Annotated in this window: 11 protein-coding genes and 1 tRNA gene; 4 read left to right on the top strand and 8 right to left on the bottom strand. The window is 26.3% G+C overall.

Going from position 1 to position 14499, the window contains the following annotated elements:
• Positions 1 to 20: 20 nt before the first annotated feature.
• Both CSBG_RS16705 and CSBG_RS16700 read right to left on the bottom strand, forming a co-directional pair.
• Complete coding sequence (locus CSBG_RS16705; protein ID WP_008681392.1) at positions 21 to 1748, bottom strand: ferredoxin hydrogenase; 1728 nt, start codon at positions 1746 to 1748, stop codon at positions 21 to 23.
• Positions 1749 to 2037: 289 nt separating this feature from the next.
• Positions 2038 to 2373, bottom strand: a complete 336-nt coding sequence (locus CSBG_RS16700; protein WP_008681389.1) for a DUF1622 domain-containing protein — start codon at positions 2371 to 2373, stop codon at positions 2038 to 2040.
• A gap of 142 nt (positions 2374 to 2515) precedes the next feature.
• On the opposite strand from CSBG_RS16700, the gene CSBG_RS16695 reads away from it, so the two are divergent.
• Positions 2516 to 3403, top strand: a complete 888-nt coding sequence (locus tag CSBG_RS16695; RefSeq protein WP_008681387.1) for a phosphatidylserine decarboxylase — start codon at positions 2516 to 2518, stop codon at positions 3401 to 3403.
• 111 nt (positions 3404 to 3514) lie between these two features.
• The gene (locus tag CSBG_RS16690; RefSeq protein ID WP_008681385.1) at positions 3515 to 4318 is read left to right on the top strand and encodes a MurR/RpiR family transcriptional regulator; all 804 of its coding nucleotides are present in this window, start codon (positions 3515 to 3517) and stop codon (positions 4316 to 4318) included.
• Positions 4319 to 4470: 152 nt separating this feature from the next.
• On the opposite strand, the gene CSBG_RS16685 is transcribed toward CSBG_RS16690, so the two are convergent.
• The 6 genes from CSBG_RS16685 to CSBG_RS16660 all read right to left on the bottom strand — a co-directional run bounded on the left by CSBG_RS16685 (position 4471) and on the right by CSBG_RS16660 (position 11280).
• Complete coding sequence (locus tag CSBG_RS16685) at positions 4471 to 5835, bottom strand: 6-phospho-beta-glucosidase (protein WP_008681381.1); 1365 nt, start codon at positions 5833 to 5835, stop codon at positions 4471 to 4473.
• 108 nt (positions 5836 to 5943) lie between these two features.
• Positions 5944 to 7086 (bottom strand): DUF1887 family CARF protein, encoded by a 1143-nt coding sequence (locus tag CSBG_RS16680; protein ID WP_008681379.1) that lies wholly within the window; start codon positions 7084 to 7086, stop codon positions 5944 to 5946.
• Positions 7087 to 7221: 135 nt separating this feature from the next.
• Positions 7222 to 8637 (bottom strand): FAD-dependent protein, encoded by a 1416-nt coding sequence (locus tag CSBG_RS16675; RefSeq protein ID WP_008681378.1) that lies wholly within the window; start codon positions 8635 to 8637, stop codon positions 7222 to 7224.
• 543 nt (positions 8638 to 9180) lie between these two features.
• Positions 9181 to 9257, bottom strand: a tRNA-Arg gene (locus CSBG_RS16670).
• A gap of 81 nt (positions 9258 to 9338) precedes the next feature.
• Positions 9339 to 10241 carry a HAMP domain-containing sensor histidine kinase gene (locus CSBG_RS16665; protein ID WP_099346397.1) on the bottom strand — a complete coding sequence of 301 codons (903 nt, stop codon included), beginning with the start codon at positions 10239 to 10241 and terminating at the stop codon, positions 9339 to 9341.
• 277 nt (positions 10242 to 10518) lie between these two features.
• The gene (locus tag CSBG_RS16660; RefSeq protein WP_008681373.1) at positions 10519 to 11280 is read right to left on the bottom strand and encodes a DUF1189 family protein; all 762 of its coding nucleotides are present in this window, start codon (positions 11278 to 11280) and stop codon (positions 10519 to 10521) included.
• Between the two features lie 159 nt (positions 11281 to 11439).
• Between CSBG_RS16660 and CSBG_RS16655 the strand changes: the two genes are divergently transcribed.
• The gene (locus tag CSBG_RS16655) at positions 11440 to 12693 is read left to right on the top strand and encodes a L,D-transpeptidase family protein (protein ID WP_008681370.1); all 1254 of its coding nucleotides are present in this window, start codon (positions 11440 to 11442) and stop codon (positions 12691 to 12693) included.
• Between the two features lie 272 nt (positions 12694 to 12965).
• The gene (locus CSBG_RS16650) at positions 12966 to 14312 is read left to right on the top strand and encodes a CCA tRNA nucleotidyltransferase (RefSeq protein WP_008681368.1); all 1347 of its coding nucleotides are present in this window, start codon (positions 12966 to 12968) and stop codon (positions 14310 to 14312) included.
• Positions 14313 to 14499 lie beyond the last annotated feature (187 nt).

The raw sequence follows: 14499 nt of genomic DNA, 5'->3' as shown, positions 1-14499 counted from the left end.
CTTTTTTATTTTAACTTACTTTATTTACTATATTTTATATGAAGTAATTCGTGAGCCTTTCCATGTCCTGGTTCTCCCATAAATGTTTCATACATTTTATTTAAAGCACCATTTTCATGTGATTTTCTCTTCTTTAATACATTTTTATCTTGGTTATATAGCACGGATGCTCTTACGCTTCTGATATCCATAGTTAATCTATCTGAAGCATTTACATGAGGTTGTCCACCACCATTTACACATCCACCTGGGCATGCCATTACTTCTATAAAGTGATATTTTTTTTCATTAACTTTACCACTCTTCATAAACTCAAATAGGCTTGAAGCTCCATTTATAACTGCAACATTATAATTATCTCCACCTATTTCAACTGTAGCTTCTTTTATTCCAGCTAAGCCTCTTACTTGTTCATACTCTATATTTTCTAAATCTTTACCTTCAACAAAATCTTTTGCTGTTCTTAGTGCAGCTTCCATAACACCACCTGTTGCTCCAAATATAGCTCCTGCTCCAGTGTATTCTCCCATTGCTGGATCTGCTTCACTATCTTCAAGCTTAGCAAAGTCTATTTTAGCATCCTTAATCATTTTTGCTAATTCTCTCGTTGTTATTACAGCATCTATATTTCTTATTCCGTTATTCTCCATTTCAGGTCTATCTGCCTCATATTTCTTTGCAGTACAAGGCATTATTGTTACTGTAAATACGTTCTTAGGATCTACATCTGCAACTTGTGGGTAATAAGTTTTACTAGCTGTTCCAAATATTTGTTGTGGTGATTTAGCACTTGATAAATGCTCTATAAAGTTTGGATAATAATTTTCAACTTGTCTAACCCATGCAGGACAACAAGATGTAAACATAGGGAATGGTCCACCAGTTTTAATTCTTTGAATTAACTCTGTAGCTTCCTCCATTATTGTCATATCAGCTCCAAAGTTTATATCAAAAATCTTATCAAAACCAAGTTCCCTTAATGCTGTATATACTTTTCCTGTAACATCTACCCCATAGCCCATCTTAAATAGTTCTCCCATGGCAGTTCTAACTGATGGTGCCATTGCTACTATAACGTGTTTTTCTTGATCTGCTAATGCATCTTTTACTCTATCCATATGAGATTTTTCTGATAAAGCATCTACCGGACATGCAGCTACACATTGTCCACATAATAAACAATTAGTATCATCAAAACACTTTAAATTTTCTGGTCCAACTATTTTTTGTCCATCTACTTCTATGAACTTTATTGATTCAGTTCCTGTTTTTGTTTTACATGCAGCTACACATCTTCCACATGTAACGCACTTTGTTCTATCTAAAACTATTGATTTACTTCTATCATCTACATATTCTGATTTATCTGCAACAACAAAAGGCTTAGAAGCTCTTGCTTTAGTTTTTATTACTAACTTTAAAAATTCACAGTTTTCTCTTCTTTTACATGGTCCACATTTGAACTCATGTTTATCTAATAATGATGAAACTGTACTTTTAACTTCTTCTTGAACTCTTTCTGTATTAGTATTAATAACCATTCCATCCTCTGGAATAAAACAACACGCTTTAACTAAATCTTCTTGTCCTTCAACTTCAACTAGGCATACTCCACATTGTCCAACATTACTGCAATCTTCTAAAAAACATAAAGCTGGAATATCTATCCCATTTTCTTTAGCTATTTTCATCAAATTCTTATTATCATCTACTAGAATTTTATTTCCATTAATAGTTATGTTCTTCATTATAACTCCCCCTATAACCGAATGGTAAGTAAATTATCCTTGTTAGAATATTAACAATTTCATTTTACACCATATTTGCAATAATTACTATCTTTTAACCATTATTATTTTCTTAGATTTTCTCCACTTATGATTTTACGACAAAAAATGCATATGAACAATGTAAAATTATAGTCAAAAGTGTATTCTTTTAACTCTTTTTATTAAAACTTAAATAAAAAGACATTTTTAATAATGTCTTTTTAATATATTTTCTAAAAATTTTTAAATTTATATTATTTAACATAAATTATTTAAAGTTTTCACTATGAGAATCCGCTTTCATTTCCCAATGTATAACAAAAGCTAGTATAGCTCTTAAAATTATTATTGCAGCTAATATATACATTTCATCTAAAGATCTTACTATTACTGTTTTTAATATTTCTGCACCTAACTTAAATTCAAGTGCAAGTGTTAATGACTGTGCAAATTCCACCTTTATAGGATAATTATTTTTAGTAACTATGTTTACTATAAACTTATAAAAAGCTTTAATTGCGCCAACTATTATTATCAATATTCCCATTAACTCTAAAAGGTGTATTGCAACTGTAGTTATTAAATCCACAAAATGTTCTATCAAAACCTATCCCCTCCAAACTTGTCCTTATCAACAATTATCTTTTATAATAAAAAATAAGTAAAGCGATTTAAACAAATTTAGAATTTTTATTGCGTTTTTATGTTAATATAATACTATAAAATATATTTATTTGAGGTACCATATGATACAAGTATATAATAGAAAAACAAATAATTATGAAATAGAAAAAGTTGCAGGCGGAAATTATATAAAGTGGTCTTATGATTCACCAGTTGGAAAAGGCTTAACAGAGCTTTTAGTTAAGAAAAAGTTATTTTCAAAACTTTATGGAGCTTATTGTGATACTTCATTAAGTAAAAAGAAAATATCTAATTTTATAAAAGATTTTGATATAGATATGAATATTAGCTCAAGTGCTATTGAGGATTTTAATAATTTCAATGATTTTTTTGTAAGATCGCTAAAAGAAGATGCTAGACCAATTGAAACTAATAATAATCTTCTTATTTCTCCTGGAGATGGAAGGTTATTTGCATATGAAAATATATCTGTAGATAAACTAGTTCAGGTTAAAGGAATTCATTATAGTTTATCTGAATTAATCGCTGATGATGATATAGCTAAGGAATATGAAGGTGGAGTATGCTTAGTTTTAAGACTTTGTCCTACTGACTATCATAGATTTCATTTTGTTGATAATGGGACTCCTATGCAAAGTAACTTTATTAATGGTAACTATTATTCTGTTAATCCAGTTGCCCTTGAAAGGATTCCTAAACTTTATTGTCAAAATAAAAGAGAATGGAGCTTATTTAAATCTGATAACTTTGGTGATATTATTCACATTGAAGTTGGAGCTACTTGCGTTGGAACAATTATACAAACATATACTCCAGGTAATAGAGTTATAAAAGGAGAAGAAAAAGGCTACTTTAAGTTTGGTGGTTCAACTACTATTCTTCTGTTTAAAAAAGATACAATTAAAATAGATGAAGATATAATAAATCAAACAAAGCTTGGATTTGAATGTAAGGTTCTAATGGGTGAGACGATAGGTAAAAAAATTTGAGTCTATAAGACTTTTTAATTAAAATTTATAGTTTATAAAAACAAAGGCTATAACAAGTACCTAAAATAGAATTTCTTATATATTAAAAAAGTATTATGGGAGTTAGAATTTATGGGAGATTTAATATATAGATTATTATTATTTTTAAACAGCAGTAAAGAAAATGATATTAATTATAATATAGCAATAACTATGCTTAGGAATATACGATCTATTCCTAATATGTCTATAAGCAAACTGGCTGATCTTTGTTTTACATCACCAGCTGCAATAACAAGATTTTGTCATAAACTAGGGTATTCTAATTTTATAGAGTTTAAAGAAAACATAAAGATAAATATAGGTCACTATACTAAAGGGCTCATGAAGCCTAAAGCTATGCATTATGATCTACCAAGAGAAGATATACTAAATAATATGTCTTTAGAAATTATAAATGAAATAGAAACATTTAAATCATTTATAGATTTAAAAGTTATTGATAGAGTAGTAGAACTTATTTTCAATAGTAATAATGTATGTATATTCGGAACACAATTTTCACAGCTAATGGCACAAGAATTACAGCGTAAACTAGTTAATATTTCTAAATTAATTTATCACGCTAATGATGTTCAAGAACAAGAAAGACTAGCTGATGAATTAGATGAAAATTCATTAGCAATTCTCATTTCTCCTACTGGTAGATTTACACTATATCATGAAAGACTTTGGAGAAAAATAGAGAAAAGTTCAGCTACAGTAGTAGTTATTACCGAACAACATAAACCTGAATATATGAAAAGAAGTGATTATATAATTTATTTACCACCTAGAAATGATTCAAATGAATATGTTCAAAACCATAGATATGACTTAAGTTATCTACTTGAATATATTTATATTAGATACGGAAGCATGTATAAAAACAGTTAATAGTGAAAAGTGAAAAAGTTAAGGAAAACTTACTTCTTACTAGCTTCTATAGGTAAAAAAAGAACTCAATTTTTAAAATTGAGTTCTTTTTATTTCATAACTCATTAAGATGAGTTATTTCCTTAATTATTCATTATATATTATAACTTGTATTAAAACTCTGCTCTTTCTACCTTCTCAATTTTTTCTATAACATCTTTAAATTGTGGTAAATAGTCCTTATGAGCTAGTAACATTTCATTTAACAACTTTCTTCCTCTTACATCATCAGATATTAAAGGATTAGTTACCATTGCTAATAATGCTATATTATAGTCTCCTGTATATGCTGCTTCTGCTGCTAACCTTTCAAATGATTTTATTTGTCCAGCTAATCCTTGTGCGAATATTGGTAAATCAGTAACTGTTTCTACTGGAACTGGACCATTTTTTCCTATATAACAACTTACTTCTACAGCTGAATCATCTTCAAATTGTTTTAAAGTTCCGTTATTTCTAGTATTTACAGCAATTATAGTGTCTTTATCATTATATATTCCATTTATAACATTACATGCAACATCTGAATAGTGAGCTCCACCACGTTTAGCCAATTCTTCTGGCTTTTCTTGTAGATTAACATCCTTATACATTTCAAATAATTTCTTTTCTACTTCCATTACTACTTCTGCTCTAGTTTTTCCTTTTTTAAACTCTTCTAATTCACTTTTTAACATATCTCTAGTTTTATAGTAATATCTGTGATAAGGACAAGGAATTATTCCAAATGCCTTCATTGTTGCAACATCCCAATTAAATCCCTTTATATTCGCCATTGTTTGAGTCTTTGTATCAGGTGCTGTTAATGCTTTTATAATTTCTGCTGTAACATCATTTCCATCTAAATAAACTTTTTCTGCATAAACCATATGATTTAATCCTGCAAAATCAACTGTTACTCTATTACTATCTACACCCAATATCTCTGCAAATGAATATTGTAGACCAATAGGTACATTACAAACACCTACTACTTTTTTATGAACTCCATATCTTAATAATGCTTCAGTAACTATTCCAGCTGGGTTTGTAAAGTTTATTAACCATGCATTTGGACATAACTCACTTATATCCTTTGCTATATCTAGTATAACTGGTACAGTTCTTAATGCTTTAAATAATCCTCCAGCTCCATTAGTTTCTTGTCCTAAAAATCCATGGCTTAATGGAATTCTTTCATCTTTAACTCTTGCAGGTAATAACCCTACTCTTAATTGTGTTGTTACGAAATCTGCATCTTTTAAAGCTTCTCTTCTATCTAAAGTTAAATGGATATTCATTGGTACTCCAGCTTTTTCTACCATTCTTTTTGCTAATGCACCAACTATCTCTAATTTTTCTTTACCTTCTTCAATATCTACTAGCCAATAATCACTTACGGGCATTTCATCATATCTCTTAATTAATCCCTCTACTAATTCAGGTGTATAACTTGATCCACCACCTATTGTAACTATTTTTAAACTTTTTTTATCCATACTCTTAACCCCCATAACTTTTAATTATTCATTATCTCTATACCTTAATTATATCTATATATCTTAGAAAACAATTTCAAAATTTGAAAATCCAATTAAACTTTAAATTTAATTTTTTATAATTATATTTTTTATTTCAGATTTAAATTTTTCTTCGTTACCATTAAAAATTATAAGATTTATCCCCATTTCTTTAGCTCTTGCTTTAACTGCTGCCTTCACAGGCTCTTTTGTTGCAACTAAAATTTTATATACCTTTTCCCCTCCAATTTGATTACTATATACATCTAGCTCATTTAATGCATCTTCATTATATTTATCACTATCTTTACATGATATGCAAATAGCAACTGAGTCTTTTACTGCAACTACATCAACTTCATTTCTAACTATCTTACTCTTATCATTCCATAAGAACATAACTCCACTTTTAACTTCATCAATTTCTTTAATTTCACTAATCATAATATTTGTTGCTATCTCAAGCCAAGTTCCACTTTTAAATATAAATGATTTTAAATATTCATTTTTGAAATTAACATAGATTTCATTATTAGGAGTCTCATTATAATCCATCCCATTAATTTCTTTTAATTTATTTAATATTTTATTTAATATCATTTTTTCTTCTTTAGTTAAGAATTCAGTTTTTATAGTAACATTTTTAGTATCCTGATAGTCATGTATAAAAATATTTGAATCATATAGTTTTTGCTTATACTTATGCCATAGTTCTAAATTTTCATATATCTTTTTAGTTAAATAAATTAAATCATCTTTATCACAAAGATCACTTGAATCATTTAAAAGTTCTCCTCCAGATGCCTTTATAAGATTATCTAATTGCATATCCTCATATTCTTCTTTAATAACTTTAATACTCTTATCAAATATATATAAAAACTTATTTTTTATATCTACATATATTGAATTTAACAAATTATCTTTACTTATATTTAGTAATGTCAAAGAATTTACTCTGCTACCACCTGTTAAATTAACTAATATATTTCTATTTTTATTTTCATTTATTATTTTAACTAATTTATCAACTTCACCTTCATTGACAATAGTCTTATTAAATTTCACATTTGGAATATAACTTTCATAATATTTTTTTACAGAATCCATTAGAGTTTCGCTATTTTTATCATATATAAACAAGACTTCCTTTGGATTAAATTTCTTTGTTGCTAATATATTAGCTTGATTATGCTCATCTAGTTGATTTATTAATATATCTACATTCATACCTATAATCCTTCTTTTTGAATTTATATACTTTTAATTTATCCAAAGAGAGCATTTTTATCCTAAATAAATACATATACCTACATTCATATAATATAAAAGGAGAAATTTCATTAAGAAATCTCTCCTCTTGTATTAATTAAATAAATTCCTGGCTAAATAAACTCCTGAACATGATGCCATCATTAACCCTCTTGTTAATCCAGCTCCATCTCCAATAGCATATAAGTTTTTAATATTTGTTTCTAAATTTTCATTAAGTTTAACAGCATTTGAGTAGAACTTTATTTCAGGTCCATATAATAAATTATCAGGATTAGCAAATCCTTTTACTACTTTATCCATCTCTAATATAAAATTAACTATATTAGTCATTGTTCTATATGGAATACCTAATGTTATATCTCCAGGCATTGCAGTTTTTAATGTTGCTTCTACTGAATTATTTTCAAGTTCTTCCTTCCAAGTTCTTTTACCATTTAATATGTCTCCAAATCTTTGAACAACAACCTCTCCATTTGATAATAGATTTGTAAGCTCTGCAACTTTATTTGCATATTCTATTGGCTTTTTAAATGGTTCAGTAAACTTATGAGAAGAAAGTATTGCAAAGTTTGTATTTATACTTTTCTTTTCCTTATAAGCGTGTCCATTTGCTAATGAAACACCATTGTCATAAACTTCTGCTGCTACAAACCCATCAGGATTTTGACAGAAGGTTCTAACCTTATCTCTAAATGGAGCTACATTCCCAATAAACTTACCTTCATACATAAGTTCATTTATCCTTTGTATATCTCCTTCTGATTTCATTTCAAATCTTACTCCAATGTCTACTACTCCAACTGCTTTTTCTATCTTATGCTTATCACATAAATCAGATAAGAAATCAGCACCATTTCTTCCAACTGATATAACTACTTTATCAGCATAGTAATTTCCACTTTCAGTTACTACACCTCTAGCTTCACCATTTTCTATTATAATATCTTTAACAATACTTCCAAATATTATTTCTACACCATTTTGTAATAAATAATCTTCTAATTTTCCATAAAGCTCTCTTGATTTTTCTGTTCCTAAATGTCTAATAGGAATATCTACTAAATTTATATTTTCACTTTTTGCTTTATCCTTTATTTTCTTTATTTCATCTTTATGCTCTATTCCAGCTATATTTTTTTCTCCCCCAAAATCTAAATATATCTCATCGCAATAATCAATTAAATTCTTTGTACTTTGATGTCCAATTATCTCTGGTAAATTTCCTCCAACTAAAACTTCTTCTGAATCCTTGTCATATAAAGATAGCTTTGCATCAGAAAATGCTCCTGCTCCTGCAAATCCAGTAGTTATATTACAATATGGCTTACACTTAACACACTTATTTAACTTTGGTATTGGGCAATATCTTTTATAAACAGACTTCCCCTTTTCAATAATTAAAATTTTCTTTTCTGGATTAATCTTTGAAAGCTCATATGCAGTGAATATCCCACTAGGGCCTGCACCAACAATTACAACATCATATTTGTCTTTAATAAAATTCATTTGATAACCCCCTTATATTACGAATATTATTGTAAATCCATAAATAATTATACGCCATTTCGCGAGAATATCAATGTTTTTTATAATTTTAATATTTAATTTTCATATTTGCTGTTCTAATTCCATTATACTTTCATTTATCTTCACCATATAATTGTTTCTTATATATTCTTCTAATGCTTATATACATTTTTAATACTTTAATACTTAATAAAAAATTTTTAAAATTCATTTATATGAATGATTATTTGTAGTTACTGCTTTTATTTATTTGATAACTACAATCTTAACTATAAATATTGTAGTTACTTTTTGAATTTTTATAGTAACTACATTTATTTTATTTAACTTATTCATTTTCCCTTTTAATTTAAATAATTCTCTAAATTTTATATAAATTTATAAACTGAAATTAATAGTATTATAAGTATACATTTACTAACTCACCTATTTTTGATTTTAAAATTTATAATGATTAAAACAAAAAATAATTTTTTTCAAAATAAAAAAAGCCTTGAAAATTCAGTATTTACAAGGCTTTTCTGGTACGGCGGAGAGGATTCGAACCCCCGACCAACTGGTTCGTAGCCAGCTACTCTATCCAACTGAGCTACCACCGCATATAAATTTTAACAACATTTATATTATCATAACTACTTAAATAAATCAAGCGACTAATTTTTATAAAATATTCTATGTTATCAATTATTATATATATCTGAAAATTCTACTTCTAACATTTGTATTTTATTACTTTCATCTCTTATGCAAAAGTCATCTTGTTCCTCTACAATTGTTATCGGTAGCGTTATTATAAATTCACATCCATTTCCCTCTTCACTTTTCAATTCAATACTTCCATCCATGGATTTAACTAAATAATTTACTAAATCCAATCCTATTCCGCTTCCAGAATTTTCTCTATCTTTTTTATTAGATACTTGATAGAACCTATTAAAAACCTTTTCTTGATATTCCTTTGATATTCCTGGACCCTCATCCCTTATAGATATAGTAATTTTATCTCCCATAACCATTATATTTATATATACATTTGTATTGGTATATGAAAACTTAATAGAATTTGATAATAAATTCATTACAATTCTATCAATTGCATCTGGATCCACTGCCATTAAACATTCCTCTTCATTGGTATCAAATATAAGCTGTATATTCTTTTGCTTTGCGTATTTATCTATGCAGCTTATAGTGCCTTCAATCATAGATATAATATCTATATTTTTTTTGTGTAAAATATAATAGTTATTTTCTAGTTTTGTTGTATCAATTAAATTATTTACTAACTTTAACATCTTGAGACTATTTCTTTTTACTATTTTCATATATTCCATTGCTTTTTTATCATTAATAGCTATGCTACCATAATCTATACATTGCATAATACTTAATATTACATTTAAATGTCCTCTTAAATCATGTGAAATATTAAGCAAAAAATTCTCTTGTTTAATACTTTTATCCATTAATCCTGTTATGATACTTGTTGACTCTTCATTTGTAAAATTAAATTTTCCATTTAATATAATTTCACTGATATTCATTTTACTATCTAATTTCTCTATAAATTCATTATTAATCATGATAATAATTCCTTTCATAACAGTCTTAGACTTTGTTTTAATGTTATATAAATAGTTTACCATATGGATATTTTCCCAACAAGGTCTTTTGATTTTATTTTCCAAAATATTGAATAAAACATTACTTATATATTTTTTATTCAATATCATAATTATATTAATTCATAATTATCTTTCATATTTTACAAATATTATTATTACTAAAAACTACTCATATTTAATAAAAAATCTTGACAAATAATTTTAAATTACTTGTTAAGATTTTATCATTTCTAAATTAAATCATTTCATTTCTTATTTTATTCATTGCAAGTATTAAATAAATACCTGATATTAATATACTAACTGATCCTAGTGGATAAATTAAGTTAATTAATGTAGGCAATGTCATTGCATATATGCATAATTTAAAAACATCTCCATAATTTAAGTTAATATTATTCATTTTGCTTAGAACTAATCCTACTAACGATAGCATAAATGAATTAAATAAAAGAACTAAATAAGTATATAAAAGAGTGAATATAAATATACTGTATTTTAATATTCCCATAATACTTGCTGCTCTTAAAATAGTTTCATTATTCATATTATCAAATAATATTGGAATATCGCTATATTTAAGTGACCCTACTCCATCATTATCTCTATATGATATTCCATCTTTTAGTATGGATATAGAAATATCCTTATGAATTACTATATTTCTTATAGTCTCAACTTCGTCAAGTGATATATCCGTATTAATTAAAACAAGAAACCTTCCCACTTCTCTTTTAATAGGAGAATTTTTAAAGTCTAATATCCCATCCTTCATTTCAAATTTAAATTCATCACTTGCCATTACTTGTTTTATAGAATTTTGCATTGTAGTCACACTTGCAAAATTCATAATGCCTAATATACATCCAACTAATACACTTAATAATATAGAATATACTAATGCATGAGAAAATCGTAATTTTAATAATTCTTTATATCTTCCTACATTATAAATACTAATTTTAACCTTATCTATAAAGCCTATATTATCCTTCATAATTACCTCCAATTATATGGAATTTAATACTTAATAAATATTCTATCATATGTATTAACTTTTATAAACAACTCTTATTTTTATAAAAACGACTTTTTAAGATTAAAGTCTAAGCTTTTTGTTAATGATTAATAGTATAAGTTGTAAGGAGGTATAAAAATGTATAATAATAAATCCAAACCCAAAAATAAAGTTTCGATTTTTATGATTCTTTCTTCTATGATTCTATTTATTTTATTAGGATTTGGAGCAAATATTTACTTAAGCTCTCAATATAGTAAGGTAACTTCTAGCTTTTATAAAGCCTTTAATAATTGTGAGTTTTCGGATGCAAAGACTAATTTAAATAATAAAATTTTATCTTTAAAGAAAAAACAACTTAATTCTGATTTAAATGATTACTTTATAGATATAGTTGATAAAATATGTATTTCTTTATCTAAAAATGAAATTACTACTAATCAAGCATTAAGCGTACTAAATGAAATTAAGAGCTACAATGTATTAAATTCATCTTTAGATAAATTGATTTCTGCATTAGATGATAAAGATAGTAATAGTATAACCTCAACTACTGAAGGTACTTCTAATAAAGAAATATCTTCTGCAAATGATAATTCTAATGATATTTCAGCTGATAAAGATAATTACTTAAACTTAGGTATTTCAGCCTTTAACTCAAAAGATTATTCAAAAGCAATGAAATATTTTAGTCTAATTCCAAGTTCTTTAGCTAATGATTATGAACTAGCTCAAGAATACATAGAAAAATGTAAATCAAATTATAAAGACTACTTACTTGAATCTGCAGATGAATTAGTTGCAAATAAATATTATACTAAAGCAATAGACTTTTTATCTGATTATGACTCAAAATTATTAAGTAAAAATGATATAACTGAGATAAAAAATAAAATTAGTTCTATTAAGTTATTTAGAGAAGAGTATCAAGGAGATGATTCTGAATATACTTCTAATGCAATTCTTCAATCTATAACACTCAATAATGTAAATACCTTATCTATTAGTAGTAAAACTAATTATTTTGTTTACTTAAATTTAGCCGAGCAAAAAACCTATGTTTATGAAGGAGAAACTAACGATTGGGATTTAGTTAAAGAGTTTTCTTGCTCTACAGGTCTTCCTGGCAAGGAAACTCCCAAGGGAATATTTGCAGTTACCAATAGAGGGGAGTGGTTCTTCTCAGATGAGTTTGATCAAGGCGGTAAGTACTGGGTTCAATTTATGGGCGATTACTTATTTCACTCCGTTCCTTTTGATGAAACCCAAACTGTTATTTTAGATGACACTCTTGGTACTCCTGCATCTCATGGTTGCATAAGATTAAAAGTAGAAGATGCTAAATGGTTATATGATAATATTGCAAATGATACTAAGATAATAATAAATTAATATATATTGAAAAACGTAACTGTTTCTAAATAGTTGAACATAAAAATAATCCCTTGTTTTACCCCAAATTAAATATTCTATAATAATAAACAGGAGCACCAAATAAGAATAATTACATCTTATTCGGTGCTTTTGCTTATAAAATCTAAAAATTAAATAGTAAATTACAATTTTGATACAGACTCTTTTTATTATTTATATAATGAATTTATTTATTAATTATATGATATTATATTTATAATAATATTATTGATTTTAAAGGTAGGATAATAATGAATATATATATTCCAAATGAAGTTAAATTTATTATAGATACTTTTTATAAAAATAATTTTGAAGCATTCATGGTTGGTGGTTGTGTTAGAGATTCTATTCTAAATAACTCACCTAAAGACTATGATATTACTACCTCCGCAAAACCAGAAGATACATTATCTCTTTTTGAAAAAACAATTCCAACTGGTATAAAGCATGGTACAGTGACTGTTCTTATCAACAATAATTCGTATGAAGTTACAACCTATAGAACTGAAGGAAACTATTTAGATAATAGACGTCCATCATCAGTTAATTTCGTTAGTGATATAAGAGACGACTTATCTAGAAGAGACTTTACTATAAATGCCTTAGCTTATAATAAATCAGCTGGTCTTGTTGATTACTTTAATGGTATATCCGACATAAAAAATAGTATTATTCGTTGTGTTGGAGATGCTGATAAAAGATTTAAAGAAGATGCACTTAGAATGCTCCGTGCAGTTAGATTTAGTTGTCAACTAAACTTCGATATAGAGGAAGAAACTTATAATGCCATATTAAATAATAATAAACTAATTAGTAATATAAGTTTTGAAAGAATACGAGATGAGCTTTGTAAGATATTGATTTCTGATAATCCATCTAAAGGATTGATTTTATTAAAGGATACTGGCCTATTAGGGGCAATACTTCCTGAAATAAATAACTTAGTTAACTTCACTCCAAAATGTAATAATCATAATAACAATGTATTTAAGCATACTCTTAATGTAATTGATAATACACATAATAACTTATTACTAAGGTTATCTGCATTATTGCATGATGTGGGGAAATTAAACACTCTTACCCATAATGAAAATGGATTCTACTACTTCCCTAATCACAATATTGAAGGTTCATTAATGACTAGAAAAATATTATCTAAATTAAGATTTGATAATAATACTATAAATATAGTTTGTAAATTAATAGAACATCATTTAGTTTTAAATGTTAACTATCTTCCAACTAAATTTGAAGTAAAAAAATTATTAAATACTATTGGTAAAGAATATATATACCTTTTATTTGATTTACAAAGAGCTGATATTAATTCTCTAGATAATCCTAAAATATTTTTAGCTAAAGTTGATTATATAGATAATCTAGTATCAGAAATACTAAGTAATAATGAGCCACTTAAGATTAAAGACCTTAATATAAGCGGTGAGACATTAATAAAATCATTTAATTTGAAGCCTGGAAAATTAATAGGATATACATTAAACTTTTTATTGGATAAAGTCTTAGAAAATCCTGATTTAAATACTAGAGAATCATTATTAAAATTATCTAATGATTTTATAAGTAACTTATAAAATCACTTTTTTCTTTTTATAATATTGAGTACTATTTCCTCTATCTTTAATAATAGTAGTTAATTTTATTTTACATAAGAGTGTCTACTTACTAAAACATAATTTTTAATAAAATTAATTTTTAAATATAAATACCTAAAAACATATAAAATATGTCTTTATAATATAAAAAAGTGGATTATTTAAA

Source organism: Clostridium sp. 7_2_43FAA (assembly GCF_000158375.2).
GTDB lineage: Bacteria > Bacillota > Clostridia > Clostridiales > Clostridiaceae > Clostridium > Clostridium tertium.
The sequence above is the reverse complement of the archived record's forward strand: the minus strand, read 5'-3'. Positions and strand labels throughout refer to the sequence as shown.